Source organism: Stappia albiluteola (assembly GCF_014050225.1).
Lineage (GTDB): Bacteria > Pseudomonadota > Alphaproteobacteria > Rhizobiales > Stappiaceae > Hongsoonwoonella > Hongsoonwoonella albiluteola.
Genome location: NZ_JACFXV010000058.1, coordinates 18,100 through 33,160 on the forward strand (window position 1 = coordinate 18,100; position 15,061 = coordinate 33,160).

Below are 15,061 nucleotides of genomic sequence, written 5' to 3' on the forward strand. Positions count from 1 at the left end.
GCGCCGGAAAACCCGTGTGGAAAGCGGACGGGACGGCTTCGAGCCGCCCCGACGCGGTGTCCCGCCATCAGGCGGAGAACGTGTCCTTATAGATGTCGCGCAGCACGTTCTTCTGGATCTTGCCCATGGTATTGCGCGGCAGGTGGTCCACGACGTGGACCACCTTCGGCTGCTTGAACTTGGCAAGCTTGCCGGCCAGCGGCACCTGGATCGCCGCGGCATCGAGCTTGGCGCCGGGCTTGGCCGCAACCACGGCCACCACCCCTTCACCAAAATCCGAATGGGGCACGCCGATCACCGCGTTTTCCGCCACGCCCGGAATTTCGTCGATCAGCGCCTCGACTTCCGCAGGATAGACGTTGAACCCGCCGGTGATGATCAGGTCCTTCGACCGTCCGACGATCGAGACATAGCCCCTGTCGTCGATCATCCCCATGTCGCCGGTGATGAAATAGCCGTCGGCGCGAAACTCTTCCGCCGTCTTCTCCGGCATCCGCCAGTACCCCTTGAAGACGTTGGGCCCCTTCACCTCGATCACGCCGACGGATCCTTTGGCAAGCACGGCGCCGCTATCGGGATCGGCGATACGCAGGTCGACGCCCGGCAGCGGAAAGCCCACGGTTCCCGGCCGGCGGTCGCCCTCATAGGGGTTGGAAGTGTTCATGTTGGTTTCGGTCATGCCGTAGCGCTCGAGGATCGCATGGCCGGTACGGGCTTCGAACTCCTTGTGCACCTCCGCCGAAAGCGGCGCGGAGCCCGAGATGAACAGCCGCATGTGCGAAACCAGTTCCCGCGTGAAGTCCTTCGACCCCAGCAGACGCGTGTAGAAGGTCGGCACGCCCATCATCGCCGTGGCGCGCGGCAGCAGACGCAGCATTTCCGCCAGATCGAATTTCGGCAGGAAAAGCATCGACCCGCCGGCCATCAGCGTCACGTTGGTGGCGACGAACAGCCCGTGCGTGTGGAAGATCGGCAGGGCATGCAGCAGCACGTCATCCGGCGTGAAGCGCCAGTAGTCGACGAGAGTCCGGGCATTGGAGGCCAGGTTCTCATGGCTCAGCATCGCGCCCTTGGAGCGCCCCGTGGTGCCGGAGGTATAGAGGATCGCGGCGAGGTCGTCCGGTCCGCGCTCCACGTCGGCGAACTGGGAAGATGCCACGTCGGCGCGCGACATCAGCGAGCCCTTGCCCGCCGCATCGAGTGTTTCGAGCGTGGCGCCGACGCGTGTGGCAATCTCGCCGAGCGCCAGCATGTTGGCCGGATCGGCAATCAGCACCCTCGGTTCCGCATCGCCGACGAAATAGGCGATCTCCGCCGCGGTATAGGCCGTGTTGAGCGGCAGGAATACCGCCCCTGCCCTCACCGTGCCGAGGTAGAGCATCAGCGCTTCCGGCGATTTCTCCACCTGAACGGCGACCCGGTCGCCGGGCTTCACGCCGAGCCCGACCAGCGCGTTGGCGATCTGCGCGGAGCGGGCGAAAACGTCGCCATAGCTCAGCGCGGTGCCGGCCGGCGTCTCGATGAATGTCTTTTCCGGCGAGCCGAGGCGCGCGCGGATCTGGTCGATCAGATGGTTGGTCATTCGGCGGGTACCGCGGTTTTCTTCACTTCGGGGATCGACTTCAGCAGACGGGCGACGGCGGACGATGTGGCGACCGTGCCCTTGGCTGCAAAAGCCTCGTGGTTCTTTTCGATATGGCCGAGGTCATAGAGGTAGTTGACCATCATGCCGTGGGATTGGCGCAAGCCGTTCGGCGACGGATCGCCCAGCCAGTTGACCCGCTCCAGCCTCGCGCCGTTGCCGAGGTGAAAACGGGCCACGGAATCAAGCGGCCGATCCGTGTCCTTGCGCTTCTCCCTTACCAGATAATGGGCGCAAAGCGCGCGCATGGGCTCGGCCAGGGCCACTTCCGCGTCCTCCTGCCAACTGTTTTCCGCGCTCGCCTCCAGGAGATCTTCCACCTGCGACCCCAAATGCGAGCGTGCGACGCTTTCCTCGCTGGCAAGATCCCTGTCCAGCCAGGCGCGGAACCCCGGCACCGGCGACAGCGTGACGAAGGTCTTCAGCCCGGGCAGTTCCCGCCTGAGTTCCTCGACCACCTGCTTGATCAGGAAATTGCCGAAGGAAATGCCCCTGAGCCCTTTCTGGCAGTTGGAAATCGAATAGAAGACGGCAGTCGTCGCCTCTTCCGGGGAAATGGCAGCCCGCTCCTCTGCGAGGATCGGCGGGATCGCGCCGGGGATTTCGCGTGTCAACGCCACTTCCACGAAAATCAGCGGATCGTCGATGAGGGCCGGATGGAAGAAGGCGTAGAGGCGGCGGTCGGCAAGATCGATGCGGCGGCGCAGGTCGTTCCAGTCCCGGATTTCGTGCACGGCTTCGTAGCGGATGATCTTCTCGAGGATCACGGCGGGCGTCGACCAGTCGATCCTTCGCATTACCAGAAATCCCCTGTTGAACCAGGACGAGAACAGATGCTCGAAATCGTTGTCCACCTCGGCGAGTTCGGGCATTTCCCGGAGCTTGTCGATCAGCGCGGCGCGCATGGCAACGAGCGCGCTGGTGCCGCCCGGGGCCAGGTTCAGCCTGCGGATCAGTTCCTGGCGCCTTGGTTCGGACGCGCGATGCAGTTGCCGGATCAGTTCGTCGTCGTCGGGATCGGCTGCGATCCGCGCGCAAAGCTGCTGAATCTCGTGGCGGTCCGCCCCGAAGCGTTTCAGGAGTTCCAGGAAGAACTGCGTGCGCTCATCCGGATCGAGCGCGCGGTAGCTCGTCAGCACATCGCCGGCCAGCGCCACCCCGGACGCCTCGCCGCGGCCGGAAAGCAACGCCTCGCAGACATCGCCCACGGCACGGCCGCTCGGCGCCTTGTCGCGGCGACGGTCGAGCAGTTGACGCCCCTGCACGGCGATGGAGGACAAAAGCTCGTTGAAGAAGCTGGTGTTCATAAGCTTGGTCCCATCAGAAGGTCCGGCAGCCATGTCGCTATACCCGGCAAGAGACACAGCAATATGATGCCGACGATCATGCATCCCACGTAAGGGATCGAGCCCTTCAGGATTTCACCAAGACTGATCGACGGCGCAATGCCGTTGATCACGTAGAGGTTCAAACCCACCGGCGGTGTGATCAGCCCGATTTCCATGTTGATAGTCAGGATGACGGCGAACCAGTACGGGTCGAAACCGGCCTGCAGGATGATCGGCAGCAGGATCGGCGCCGTCATCAGGATAACCGCAACGGGCGGCAGGAAGAAGCCGGCGACCAGCAGGAACAGATTGATGATCGCCATCAGCACCCATTTATTGACCGAAAGGGCCGCGATCCACTCGGCGATCGACTGGGTGATGAACAGCGACGACAGCATGAAGGAAAACAGCTCGGACGCACCGATGATCATCATGATCATCACGCTTTCCTTGAGCGTGTCGCGGAACAGGCCCGTGTAGTGCCTCGGCCTCCACAGCCTGTAGATGACGGCCACGAAAAGCAGGCAGACCACCGCTCCGACGCCGGCGGCTTCCGAAGGCGTCGCCACCCCTCCGTAGAGCACATAGAGGATCGCGACGATCACCAGCACGAAGGGCAGAACCTTAGGCAGGGCCTGCAGGCGTTCGGCCATCGAATAATGTTTGGTGACGTCGCCAAGGCCTATGCCCCGTCTTTTGCAGGAATAGACCGTCCAGGCCATGAAAAGACCCGTCAGCATGAATCCCGGCAGCAATCCTGCAAGGAACAGCCGCCCGATCGAGGTTTCCGTCGCGATCCCGTAGACGATCATCGTGATCGACGGCGGAATGAGGATGCCGAGCGTACCGCCTGCCGCGATCGACCCTGCGGCGATCTCGTTCGGGTAGCCGCGCTTCGTCATCTCGGGGATGCCCATCTTGCCGATGGCAGCGCAGGTGGCGGGCGACGACCCCGAAAGTGCCGCGAAGATCGAGCAGGCGCCGAGGTTCGACAACACCAGTCCTCCGGGGACGCGGTTGAGCCAGCGGTCGAGCGCCTCGTAGAGATCGCGACCCGCCGGCGACGAGGCGACCGCCGCTCCCATCAGGATGAACATGGGGATGGAGACGAGGCTGAAGGAGGCGAGACCGCCGAAGAACGTCTCGCCAAGGATCCCGAGCGACCCCCAGCCTTCCGCCAGTATCAGGATCAGGATCGAAACGAAGCCGAGGGCAAAGGCGATCGGCGTGCCAATGGCAAGCAAGCCAAGGAGTGCGGCGAGGACCAGAGTGCCCCAGATCAGAGGAGTCATGCGTCCCCTCCGAAAATCTTCATGATTTCAGCGATATATTGCAGGACAAGCAGCCCCGCGCCGAGCGGCAGCGGCAGAAGCGGTATCCATAGCGGAATTGCCCACACCGTTTCCGTGCGCCAGCCGCCTTCCCATGCCTCGTGGAAATAGACCCAGCCCGACCAGGCCAGCAACGCGCAGAACAGGATTCCGACCAACCCTGCCGCTGCCTTCAGGATCCGCTGGAGTTGCGGAGGGGCCGCCATCTGCAGAAGGTCCACATTCACATGCCCCTTCTCCAGCAACACGTAGGGAGATCCGATGAAGGTCGCCGCGACGAGGGCGTAGATCACGTATTCCGTCTGCCAGATGGTTGAAGCCCCCAGCACGTAGCGCAGGAACACCATCTGGGAGACCACGATCGCCGCCGAGGCCGTCAGCAGGATGGCGACGACGGCGCCCATCCGCGACAGCACCGAGACGGCACGGATATATGCGTGCATGGAGCCTCCGGCCTGGAACCTGTTGAACTGCCGCTCCGGCCGGGGAAGCGATAACCGAACGCTCCCCGGCCGGACCTCAAGTCGCCTCAGTCGACGGCCAGCGCCTTGGCGATCAACTCGTCGCCACCTGGAACGTTGCTGGAAAACTCCTTGTAGGAAGTGTCCTTGGCGATGGCCAGCCAGGCCTCGTAGTTCTCAGGCGTCATCTCCACGACTTCGACCCCGGCCTTCTTGTAGACGTCGACCATTTCCTGATCGAGCTTCTTGGCCTCGCCGACGAAATAGTCCTCGGCGACCTTGGCCGCGGCCATCAGCGCGTCCTGCTGTTCCTTGTTCAACTCGTTCCAGCTCTTCTTCGACATCAGGATCGGTTCGTACATGAACCACAGGGCGTTGGCGCCCGGTGCCGTAAGGCACTTCACCTGCTCGAAGAGGCGGTAGGACACGAAGGAGCCGGAAGAGGTATTGGCGGCATCCAGCACGCCCGTCTGCATTCCGGTATAGATCTCCGAGGACGCCATGGACGAGATGGAAGCGCCGGCACCCACCAGCATCTGCTCGAAGGCCGGACCGGCAGCCCGCGTCACCTGTCCCTTGATCGTCTCCGGAGAGGTGATGCATTGCTGCTTGGAGGCAAAGCCGCCGGCAAGCCACGCATCGGCAAGCACCACGACGCCCGCCTCATCGATGATCTTCTTGATGTCTTCCATGAACGCAGAATCGTTGAGCCGCAGCGCCCTTTCGTGATTGCGCACGAGGCCCGGCATGAGCGTCGCGGAAAACTGCGGATGACGCCCCGACGCGTAGTCGAGCGGGAACGCGGAAATATCCAGCTGTCCCTTTGTCATCGCGCCCCATTGCTCGCGCGCCTTGAACAGCGATTGGCCGGGATAGACCTGGATCTTCAGATCGACATCGGCCTTTTCGACCTCGCGGGCCAGGATCTGCACCATCTCGTCACGGACATCGCCCTTGCCGCCCGGGAACTGGTGCGATGCCTTCAGCACCGTTTCAGCCTGGGCCACAGGCATTGCCATCATGAATGCGGCTCCGAGACAGAGCGCGGCTTTCGTCAATCGCGTCATCATTTCCGGTATCCTCCCAGTGCCGGCCGCCAAGGCGGCCTTTTGGCAATCGTTGCTCTTTGCCGCCGCCCGTTCGCCATCATGCGCCTGCGGGCAAGCGGGCGCCTCCCTTTCGCAACGTTAGGCAACCATGGCATTGCATCCAAGTCAATCAACTTTGTATACAATCGATAGGCGATTGCATAAGATGCCATCATGACGACGGTCGGAAAATCACATTCGAGAACGGCGCAAGCGCTGCGGGAAGCGCTTGAGGACGACATTGCCACCGGCCGCTATCCGCCCGGAAGCCGGCTCGATGAGGTAACGCTCGCCAACAGGTTCGCGGTTTCGCGAACTCCGATCCGCGAGGCGCTGATCGAGCTTTCCATGGCGGGACTGGTCGAGATCAGGCCGCATCGCGGGACTTTCGTTCGCGACATCGGCATTCCCCGCCTCGTCGAAATGTTTCAGGTGATGGCCGAGCTGGAGGCGATGTGCGTGCGTCTTGCCTGCCGGCGGATGACCGCGGAAGAGCAGCATGCGCTCCAGGAAGCCCACGCGGCTTGCGTTTCCGCGGCTGAAACGGGCAGCCCCGACAATTACTTCCACGCCAACGAGCGTTTTCATGAAGCCATCTATGTCGGCAGCCACAACAGCTTTCTCGCCGAACAGGCCCGCGCCCTGCAAAATCGCCTGAAAGCCTATCGGCGCCTGCAGTTGCGCGTCCGGAACCGGGTCCGCAATTCGCTGTCCGAGCATCAGGCCATCGTCGACGCCGTTCTGGCCGGCGATGCCGAGCGGGCGGAAAACGTGCTGCGGTCGCACATTCTCATTCAGGGCGAACGCTTCAACGACTTCGTGGCATCGCTCGGTGACGCCAGAAAGATCGGCTGACCCTCTTATCCTCAAGGCAAGAAAATCTGCGCGAGGTTCCCCAACGACACGATTGCGTCGCGCACTCTCAACCTTCACCCTGCACGGATGGAAGAGCCAGCAGCGGAGCGTAGTGTGGGTACCCGGGCAGAATATATTGCAGACAGCGTTATCCATGTGATCGGCATCTCGCTCGGCCTCGCGGCGGCGGTGTGCCTCGCCGTGCTTACGTGGCCGGGAGAAGACGCCGGACGCATCGCTAGCGTGTCGGTCTACAGCGTCTGCCTGATCATGATGCTGGTCGCGTCGGCCCTCTACAACATGATTGCGAAGGACGACAAGACGGGCATCCTGCGCCGCCTCGACCACGCGGCGATCTTCCTGATGATCGCCGGCACCTATACGCCCTTCTCGGCCATGGTGATCGGCGGCACCGCCGGACAGATCCTCCTGATCGTCGTCTGGAGCGGAGCGGTGGCCGGCGCGCTGATCAAGCTCTTCGCCATCAGCAGCATGGAACGGCTTACAGTGCCGATCTGCCTGGCGCTCGGGTGGGTGATCGTCTTCGCCTACGAGCCGCTGCTGATGAATGCATCCGCTGTCGGCTTCTGGTTCCTTGTCGCGGGCGGCGTGCTCTATACCGCCGGCACGGCCTTCTACGTCTGGAAATCGCTCCCGTTCCAGAATGCGATCTGGCACGGCTTCGTGCTGGCGGCCGCAGGCTGCCACTTCGTCGCCATACTGTCCGACGTCGCCTTGCCGAGCATCGGCTGAAACCGGGTCAGGCCGCCGCCGGCGTTTCCCTGGAGATCACCACGACCTTCGTTTCCAGTGGCACGCGATTGAAAAGGTCGATCACGTCCTGATGCCACATTCGAATGCACCCGCTTGAGGCATTGCGGCCGATCGACTCCGGTTCGGGCGTCCCGTGGATGCGGTAGAGCGTATCCGTCGCGCCCTGCCACAGGTCCATGGCGCGTGCGCCGAGCGGATTGTTCGGCCCCGGAGGAAAGCCTTCCTTCGCATATTTCTTCAGCTCGGGACGGCGCGCGACCATTTCTTCCGGCGGACGCCAGAGCGGCCAGGGGCGCTTGACCCGGATCTTGGCCTCGCCCGACCAGGCAAAACCCGCCTTGCCGACGCCGATGCCGTAGCGCAGGGCCCTGCCGCGGCCCAGCACCCAGTACAGATGCTTGTCATAGGGATCGACCACCACCGTTCCGGCGCGCTGGTCGGTGTCGTAATCGACGACCTGGCGCCAGAATTTCCGGTCGAATGACTGGTACTTGATCGCCGGGATCTTGTACTCGTCCTCCTGCACTGCGGCATAGGCAAGCGCGTAATCGAAGGTTTCATCCGGCAGCGGCGGCTGATTGGAGAGGCCGATCAGCGGCGTGCTCTGGCACGCCGACAAGGCCAGTGGCGCCGTCGCGATCGCGCCTGCGACAAAAGTCCTGCGGCTCAACTGGAAAGATCCGGCTTGTGCCTTTCCGGAGGTCTTGCTGAACGTCATGCCTTCACCATCGCGCCTGTTCCGGCGTTTCTCCAAACCCGTGGCCCCATCGGGCCTTCCGTCGGTTCTCGCCAAAGGGCCTGTGTTTTGCAAGCGCGAAGTCGCCTGCCCGCACCTCATCCCGAAAGATTGTTCGCCGCTGCGGCAATTAGCTCACGGGTATAGTCCTGCACCGGACTTTCGAAGATGACCGGCGTCGGTCCGGCTTCCACGATCCTGCCGTGCTGCATCACCATCACCCAGTCGGCGAGCGCCCGCACGACGGCGAGGTCGTGGCTGATGAACAGATAGGTCAACCCGTGATCTGCCTGCAGCTTTCGCAACAGCTCGACGATCTGCTTCTGGATCGTGCGGTCGAGGGCCGATGTCGGCTCGTCCAGCACCACGAGTTTGGGTTTCAGCACCATGGTGCGGGCGATCGCGATCCGCTGCCGCTGGCCGCCTGAAAACTCGTGCGGGTAGCGATTGCGAAGCGCGGGATCGAGCGAAACCTCCTCAAGCACCGCACAGGCGCGCCTGTCGCGCTCGGCCGCCGAAAGCCCCGGCTCGTGCACCAGCAGCCCCTCCGTAACGATCTGCCCGACCGTCATGCGCGGGCTGAGCGATCCGTAAGGGTCCTGGAAAACGAGCTGCATCTGCCGGCGCAAGGGCCGCATCGCGCCTCTGTCCTTGTTGGATATGTCGTTGCCGGAGAAGAAGACCCGCCCCTGATGCGGCAGCAATTGCAGGAGCGCCCGCCCGAGCGTCGATTTGCCCGAACCGCTCTCGCCGACAATGCCGAGCGTCTGGCCCTGGCGCACGGCCAGCGATACGTCATCGACCGCCTTCAGCACGATCGGCGCCTTGAGTAAACCGCTGTCGAGATCGAAAGCGACCGACACCTTCTGTCCCTCCAGCAGGATCGGGCTCTCGCCCGTGACCGGTGCCTTGCGCCCCTCCGGCTCGGCGTCGAGCAGCATGCGCGTATAGGGGTGCTTCGGTTCCGTCAGAATGCGGGCCGCTTCGCCTTGCTCGACGACCTGCCCGTCCTTCATCACATAGACCCGGTCTGCGATCTGCCGGACGATGCCGAGATCGTGCGTGATGAACACCACCGCCATGCCGAGCCGTTTCTGCAGGTCGGCGATCAGCGCCAGGATCTGGGCCTGCGTGGTGACGTCCAGCGCGGTTGTCGGTTCGTCGGCAATCAGCACGTCCGGATCGTTGGCGAGCGCCATGGCGATCATCACCCTTTGGCGCTGGCCGCCGGACAGTTCGTGCGGAAAGCTTCTCAGCTTTCGCTCGGGCTGGGGAATGTTGACGAGTTTCAGCAGTTCCAGCGCCCTTGCCTTCGCCCTGGCCCTCCCGATCCCGCCATGCTCGACCATCGGTTCGATCAACTGCCGCTCGATCGTATAGAGCGGATCGAGCGACGTCATCGGCTCCTGGAAGATCATGGTGATCTTCGCGCCGCGGATACGATTGAGCTTCGCCGTGGGCAGGCCGAGGATATTGGCGCCCCTGTAGAGCGCCTCGCCTTCCGCCTTGCCGTTTGCCGCAAGCAGGCCCATCGCCGCCATCATCGTCTGGCTCTTGCCCGAACCGCTCTCGCCGACAATCGCGACCGTCTCGCCCTTGGCCACCGAAACGTCGACGCCGCGCACGGCCTGCACCGTGCCGACCGCGGTTGCGAAGCTGACCCTGAGATCGCGGATGTCGAGCACGGCTTCCCCGGCGGATTTGTGGGCGTTCGTCATGGCTTCCGTCATGTCTCAGCGATCCTTGGGGTCGAGCGCATCGCGCAGGCCGTCGCCGATGAAATTCAGCGCAAACAGCGTCGAGGTGAGGAAGATCGACGGAAAGATCAGCATCCAGGCAGCGCCCTGCACGTTGCGCGAGCCTTCCGAGATCAGCACGCCCCAGCTTGTCAGCGGTTCCTGCACGCCAAGGCCGAGGAAGGACAGGAAGCTTTCAAGCAGGATCACCTTCGGGACCAGCAGCGTCATGTAGATGACGACCGGCCCGAGCGTGTTGGGGATGATGTGCCGCTTCAGCACGCCGGCATTGTCGACGCCCAGCGCCTCGGCCGCCTGGACGAATTCCTGCCGCTTCAGGCTCAGCGTCTGACCGCGCACGATCCGCGCCATGTCGAGCCATTCCACGGCACCCACGGCAATGAACATCAGGATGAAATTCCGCCCGAAGAAGACGACCAGCAGGATGACGAAGAAGATGAAAGGCAGCGAATAGAGAACATCCACCACGCGCATCATCAGCAGGTCCACGCGCCCGCCGAGATAGCCGGAGACCGAGCCGTAGATGACGCCGATCGAAATGGCGACGAGGGTTGCAAGCAGGCCGATCGTCAGCGATACGCGCCCGGCGATCAGCGTGCGCGTCATCAGGTCGCGGCCATTGGAATCCGTGCCGAAGAAGAAATGCAGGCGGCGCACCTCCGCCGTCACCGTCGCGGACTTGCCGTCCGCCGCGAGATCCGCCACTTCCCCGTTCCTGAACAGGTCGGAGCGGTCGAGATAACGCACCAGCCTGGGGTCGATGTCGCGAGAGGACGAAATGCGCGCCGTGACCCGCTCGCCCGAAACCTCGACGGTATCGACCGTCACGCGCCCCCGCCTCAGCAGGCTCTCAAGTGCCGGAGCGATCTGGTCTTCGCGCGGGTAGGCTTCAAGGCTCGCGGGAACCTTGACGAAATCGCGATAGACCGCGTCATAGGGATGCGGCAAAACCAGCGGGCCGAGGAAACAGGCGATCGCCACCGCCGCCAGCAGGATCATGCTGGCGACGGCCGCCTTGTTGGCAAGCAGGCGGTCGCGCGCGTCGTCCCAGAGCGAGCGCCCACGAACCGCGTTGCCGTTATCCGTTGCAGGCATTTGATCGATCGTTGCCATGATGCCCTCAGTCGTAACGCACGCGCGGGTCGAGCAGCGCATAGACGAGATCGACGATCAGGTTGAAAACGATTACGAAAACGGCGACCACAACCACCGTTCCCATGACCAGCGTGTAGTCGCGGTTGAGCGCTCCCTGGACGAAATAGCGGCCGATGCCCGGAATACCGAAAATGGTCTCCACGACCACCGAGCCGGTGAGCAGCGCGGCAGCCGCCGGCCCGAGATAGGAGACGACCGGCAAGAGCGCCCCCCGCAACGCATGGACGACCACGACACTGTAGCCCGACAGCCCGTAGGCACGGGCGGTGCGCACGTGGTTGGACCGCAGCGCCTCGATCATCGAACCGCGCGTCAGCCGCGCCACGACCGCTATCTGGGGCAGCGCAAGCGTCACGATGGGCAGGATCATGTTTCGCGCCGCGCCGTTGTTCCAGCCGCCGACGGGCAGCCAGCCGAGCCAGACGCCCAGCAGCAGGGTAAGGAGCGGCGCCACCACGAAATTCGGGATCGTCACCCCGATCGTGGCCGCCGCCATGATCGAATAGTCGGCCGGCCGGTTCTGGCGCAGCGCCGCCAGCACGCCCATGGCGCCGCCAACGATCAGCGCAAGCACAAGGGCCGACGATCCGAGCTGGATGGAGATCGGCAGACCTTCCGCGAAAAGCTCGTTGATGGTGAAATCGCGGAAATAGAAGCTCGGCCCGAAATCGCCCGAAGCAAGGCTCTTGAGATAGAGCAGGTATTGCTGCCAGAGCGGCTTGTCGAGTTGATAGATGCGGGCAAGATTCTCCATCACCTTGGCTTCCAGCGGCCGTTCGAGATCGAACGGCCCTCCCGGCGCGATGCGGATCAGGAAGAACGAGATGGTCACGATCAGGAACAGGGTCGGGATCGCGCTGAGCAAGCGGCCCAGGATATAGCGCGCCATCGAATGCGCCTTTCATTTCCAGCTTCTGTGGCGGTGCGAGCCTCGCTTCGAGGAAGCCGGAACGCTGAATTCGACGTTCTGACCACAGCACCGCAAACGGTTTCCGCCCTGCCCGGCGCGAAGCCGAGACAGGGCGGATCCAGGCTTTATCCGGCCGAGGCCATCACTGAGCGATGCTCATGTACCGGCTCGGGTGGATGTTCTGCAGGTTGTCTTCCCAGCCGTGCAGCTTGGAGGACACCAGGCTGATGGAACCGTAGTAGAGGAGCGGCAGGAAGGGCAGATCGCGCATGAAGATCTCTTCCGCATGCTTGAGGATCGAAGCCCGCTTTTCCAGGTCGGTGGTGGCTGCGGCCTCGTCCATCAGCTTGTCGTAGTCCGGGTTGTTGTAATTCGCGTAGTTGAAGCCCGGATTGTCGGATTCCACCAGGAACAGGAAGTTCTGCGGGTCGGAATAGTCGCCGATCCAGCCGGCGCGGGCGACGTCGAAATCGCCCTTGTCCCGCAGCAGCGCGTAATGGGTTGCCGTATCGGTATTGACGAGGCTGACCTCGACACCGAGCGGCTTCCACATGTCGGCGATGGCAACCGCCGTGTTCTTGTGGTTCTCCGACGTGTTGTAGCGCAGTTCCAGCTTCAGCGGATGATCTGCCCCGAAACCGGCGGCCTTCAGCAGATCCGCCGCCTTCTCCTCGCGGTCGATCTGCGACAGGTCCTTGTAGTCGGCATAGGCCGGCTCGCCATAATTGCCGATCCCCGGGGGCACCATGGAGTAGCCGGGCACCATCGTCCCGCCCCAGATTTCCTCCGCCAGGAATTCCCGGTCCACCGCCATGGAAAGCGCCTGGCGAACGTCCGGGTTGGAGAGCGCCTCGTCCTTGTGATTGAGTGCGTAGTAGTAGGTGCCGAGATACGGGGCAACGCGGAACTGATCGCCCAGCGTCTCGCGCATGAACTTCACCTGCTCGACCGGCGCGTCGTTGTTGGAGTGGATTTCACCCGCCTGGAACCGGCGCAGCGCCGCGCCGCGGTCCTCGGTCGGGTAGAACATCACCGTGTCGATCTTGACGTCGGCCGCGTCATGAAAGTTTTCGTTCTTCGTCACCTTGATGTGGCTGTTCGGGACGAACTCCTTCAGCACGAAGGCGCCGTTGGAGACGATATTCTCCGGCTTGACGAACTCGGCGCCGTATTTTTCGACGCTCGCCGGATGAACCGGCAGGCCGGTCTGATGTGCCAGCAGATCGATGAAATACGGCGTCGGCGCTTCGAGAGTGATCTCGAGCGTATGATCGTCAATCGCCTTGACGCCCAGCTCCTCGGTCTTCGCCTCGCTCTTGTTGACCTTTTCCGCATTCTTGATCGGGAAAAGGATGTTGGCGTACTTGGCGCCGGTTTCCGGGTTCATGATGCGCTGCAGCGAATAGACGAAGTCTCCGGCCGTCACCGGATCGCCGTTCGACCACTTGGCATCGGCGCGAAGCTTGAACGTGTAGACGAGGCCGTCGTCGGAGATCATCCAGCTTTCCGCGACGCCGGGGACCGTTTCGCCCTTGGCATTCGCCGTCGTCAGTCCCTCGTACAGGTCGCGCAGCACGTTCGCTTCGTAAATCGTCGAGGTCTTGTGCTGATCGAGCGTCTCCGGGTCCGCCGTGTTGCCGCGGTGATAGACGACTTCCGCCGACGCCGTAAGGGCAGTGCTGGCGATCAGCGCCGCGGCCAACAGCCCGGTGCGCATGACAGTAAACATCGAAGGCTTCTCCCTCTGTCGCGCCTTGCATCGCAAGCGCACTTTGTTGTCCGGTTCGGCACAGCGCGCCTTTATCGGAAGGTCCGCGCCCGCCGCCCCTGATCGACCTCCGGAATGCCGGATGGCAGCGCCTCCCGCCCCGCCTGTGCCGATCCTGCCAAGACCATTCCATTGCTGCCCGGAACTTTCAATCCGCCTTGCAACCACAACTTCGCTACGGGGCGAAAAAGCGGAAGTTGTTCCCGTGACCCATCATGCGAGGAATAATTTCCCTCTGGTTGCAAGACCCGATTACCACGCGTCATCCGTATTCCTGGCAGGCTGAGGAAGGCTCGTCTTGCTCATGCCCCGGAAGAGGCCGGCTCCGCTGCAAAACCGTGTTCGCCAAAGCCCTTGTGATGCGATATTGAAATTGACTGATACCCCGCAAAACACAGGCGTAAATCTGCAAGGTCAAGATGTGGCGGGCAATGAGACAAGTTTCCCGGAAAAGGGAAGCGGCCGACGGGGCGAAAATCGGAGGGGCGAGTGGCGACGAGAAAACTCAAGGATACGGTCGCGGAGAACATCGCGCTGAAAATTCTTGATGGCACGTACCCGCAAGGCGCGGTACTGCCCACCGAGGCCGAACTTTTGCACGAACACGGCGTCAGCCGCACCTGTCTTCGCGAAGCGCTGCAGGTCCTCTCCGGCAAGGGGCTGATCTCCTCGCGGCCAAAACGCGGCACCACCGTCCGGCCCTCCGTGGACTGGAACTTCCTCGATGCGACGATGCTGTCATGGCGTCAGCGGGTCGTGCCTTCCGCGCAATTTCTGGCCGAACTGACGGCGATCCGCTCGATGATCGAGCCGGAAGCCGCTGCGCTTTCGGCGACCAATGCGTCGGCCGAAGAACTGGAAGAGATGCGCGCGGCACTCGAGGAAATGCGCGTCGCCGACGGAAAGCGCACGCCGGAAACCATGGAGGCGGATGTCCGTTTCCACCGGCTGATGCTGGCCGCCAGCGGCAATCCGCTCATTTCCGGCCTCGGCGCCTGTATCGAGGAAGCCCTGCGGGCCTCGATCGCGGTCACCTCCAGCCCGAAGGTGGAAGACCCCATCGCCCTTGCCCAGCACAACCTCGTCTTCGACGCGATCGTCTCCCGCGATCCTGACAAGGCCCGGCAGGAAACGAGGGTGCTGCTGGGTATGACGCGCGAACTGCTGCAGAAGGCGAAGGTGTTTTCGTGACGTGCATTGGCATTGCCACGATAACGTGAAGTGACACGAGGTGATTGCGGACTTACGCCCGACGG

13 protein-coding genes are annotated in these 15,061 nt (G+C 63.0%); 3 read left to right on the forward strand and 10 right to left on the reverse strand.

The window, feature by feature from the left end:
* Positions 1 to 67: 67 nt before the first annotated feature.
* The 5 genes from H2509_RS13705 to dctP form a co-directional block, all read right to left on the reverse strand.
* Complete coding sequence (locus H2509_RS13705) at positions 68 to 1,582, reverse strand: malonate--CoA ligase (protein WP_182166176.1); 1,515 nt, start codon at positions 1,580 to 1,582, stop codon at positions 68 to 70.
* Positions 1,579 to 2,949, reverse strand: coding sequence for a malonyl-CoA decarboxylase (locus tag H2509_RS13710; RefSeq protein ID WP_182166178.1), 1,371 nt, complete (start codon positions 2,947 to 2,949; stop codon positions 1,579 to 1,581). The genes H2509_RS13705 and H2509_RS13710 overlap by 4 nt, the downstream gene beginning before the upstream one ends.
* On the reverse strand, positions 2,946 to 4,262 hold the full coding sequence (locus H2509_RS13715) for a TRAP transporter large permease (protein WP_182166180.1): 1,317 nt from the start codon (positions 4,260 to 4,262) through the stop codon (positions 2,946 to 2,948). Before H2509_RS13715 ends, H2509_RS13710 begins: the two co-directional genes overlap by 4 nt.
* Positions 4,259 to 4,744: a TRAP transporter small permease gene (locus H2509_RS13720; RefSeq protein ID WP_182166182.1), complete on the reverse strand. Its 486-nt coding sequence runs from the start codon at positions 4,742 to 4,744 to the stop codon at positions 4,259 to 4,261. The genes H2509_RS13715 and H2509_RS13720 overlap by 4 nt, the downstream gene beginning before the upstream one ends.
* Positions 4,745 to 4,830: 86 nt before the next feature.
* Positions 4,831 to 5,784 carry a TRAP transporter substrate-binding protein DctP gene (gene dctP / locus H2509_RS13725; protein ID WP_235974944.1) on the reverse strand — a complete coding sequence of 318 codons (954 nt, stop codon included), beginning with the start codon at positions 5,782 to 5,784 and terminating at the stop codon, positions 4,831 to 4,833.
* Between the two features lie 240 nt (positions 5,785 to 6,024).
* Between dctP and H2509_RS13730 the strand changes: the two genes are divergently transcribed.
* Positions 6,025 to 6,705, forward strand: coding sequence for a GntR family transcriptional regulator (locus H2509_RS13730; RefSeq protein ID WP_182166184.1), 681 nt, complete (start codon positions 6,025 to 6,027; stop codon positions 6,703 to 6,705).
* Positions 6,706 to 6,819: 114 nt separating this feature from the next.
* Complete coding sequence (gene trhA / locus H2509_RS13735) at positions 6,820 to 7,458, forward strand: PAQR family membrane homeostasis protein TrhA (RefSeq protein WP_209001962.1); 639 nt, start codon at positions 6,820 to 6,822, stop codon at positions 7,456 to 7,458.
* 7 nt (positions 7,459 to 7,465) lie between these two features.
* Here the strand turns inward: trhA and H2509_RS13740 are convergent, their stop codons facing one another.
* The 5 genes from H2509_RS13740 to H2509_RS13760 all read right to left on the reverse strand — a co-directional run bounded on the left by H2509_RS13740 (position 7,466) and on the right by H2509_RS13760 (position 13,766).
* Positions 7,466 to 8,197: a L,D-transpeptidase gene (locus H2509_RS13740; protein WP_182166188.1), complete on the reverse strand. Its 732-nt coding sequence runs from the start codon at positions 8,195 to 8,197 to the stop codon at positions 7,466 to 7,468.
* A gap of 116 nt (positions 8,198 to 8,313) precedes the next feature.
* Positions 8,314 to 9,945, reverse strand: coding sequence for an ABC transporter ATP-binding protein (locus H2509_RS13745; RefSeq protein ID WP_235974941.1), 1,632 nt, complete (start codon positions 9,943 to 9,945; stop codon positions 8,314 to 8,316).
* A gap of 3 nt (positions 9,946 to 9,948) precedes the next feature.
* The gene (locus H2509_RS13750; protein ID WP_235974943.1) at positions 9,949 to 11,085 is read right to left on the reverse strand and encodes an ABC transporter permease subunit; all 1,137 of its coding nucleotides are present in this window, start codon (positions 11,083 to 11,085) and stop codon (positions 9,949 to 9,951) included.
* 7 nt (positions 11,086 to 11,092) lie between these two features.
* A complete protein-coding gene (gene oppB / locus H2509_RS13755; RefSeq protein WP_182166190.1) occupies positions 11,093 to 12,016 on the reverse strand; it encodes an oligopeptide ABC transporter permease OppB in 924 nt (307 codons plus the stop codon).
* A gap of 163 nt (positions 12,017 to 12,179) precedes the next feature.
* Positions 12,180 to 13,766, reverse strand: a complete 1,587-nt coding sequence (locus tag H2509_RS13760) for a peptide ABC transporter substrate-binding protein (RefSeq protein WP_182166192.1) — start codon at positions 13,764 to 13,766, stop codon at positions 12,180 to 12,182.
* 528 nt (positions 13,767 to 14,294) lie between these two features.
* Between H2509_RS13760 and H2509_RS13765 the strand changes: the two genes are divergently transcribed.
* Positions 14,295 to 14,996 (forward strand): FadR/GntR family transcriptional regulator, encoded by a 702-nt coding sequence (locus tag H2509_RS13765; RefSeq protein WP_182166194.1) that lies wholly within the window; start codon positions 14,295 to 14,297, stop codon positions 14,994 to 14,996.
* Positions 14,997 to 15,061: the final 65 nt, after the last annotated feature.

What these genes read in the sequence shown, in the direction of transcription:
- H2509_RS13705 (WP_182166176.1), bottom strand. Translation starts at nt 1,582, where the DNA reads ATGACCAACCATCTGATCGACCAGATCCGCGCGCGCCTCGGCTCGCCG.
- H2509_RS13710 (WP_182166178.1), bottom strand. Translation starts at nt 2,949, where the DNA reads ATGAACACCAGCTTCTTCAACGAGCTTTTGTCCTCCATCGCCGTGCAG.
- H2509_RS13715 (WP_182166180.1), bottom strand. Translation starts at nt 4,262, where the DNA reads ATGACTCCTCTGATCTGGGGCACTCTGGTCCTCGCCGCACTCCTTGGC.
- H2509_RS13720 (WP_182166182.1), bottom strand. Translation starts at nt 4,744, where the DNA reads ATGCACGCATATATCCGTGCCGTCTCGGTGCTGTCGCGGATGGGCGCC.
- dctP (WP_235974944.1), bottom strand. Translation starts at nt 5,784, where the DNA reads ATGATGGCAATGCCTGTGGCCCAGGCTGAAACGGTGCTGAAGGCATCG.
- H2509_RS13730 (WP_182166184.1), top strand. Translation starts at nt 6,025, where the DNA reads ATGACGACGGTCGGAAAATCACATTCGAGAACGGCGCAAGCGCTGCGG.
- H2509_RS13740 (WP_182166188.1), bottom strand. Translation starts at nt 8,197, where the DNA reads ATGACGTTCAGCAAGACCTCCGGAAAGGCACAAGCCGGATCTTTCCAG.
- H2509_RS13745 (WP_235974941.1), bottom strand. Translation starts at nt 9,945, where the DNA reads ATGACGGAAGCCATGACGAACGCCCACAAATCCGCCGGGGAAGCCGTG.
- H2509_RS13750 (WP_235974943.1), bottom strand. Translation starts at nt 11,085, where the DNA reads ATGGCAACGATCGATCAAATGCCTGCAACGGATAACGGCAACGCGGTT.
- oppB (WP_182166190.1), bottom strand. Translation starts at nt 12,016, where the DNA reads ATGGCGCGCTATATCCTGGGCCGCTTGCTCAGCGCGATCCCGACCCTG.
- H2509_RS13760 (WP_182166192.1), bottom strand. Translation starts at nt 13,766, where the DNA reads ATGTTTACTGTCATGCGCACCGGGCTGTTGGCCGCGGCGCTGATCGCC.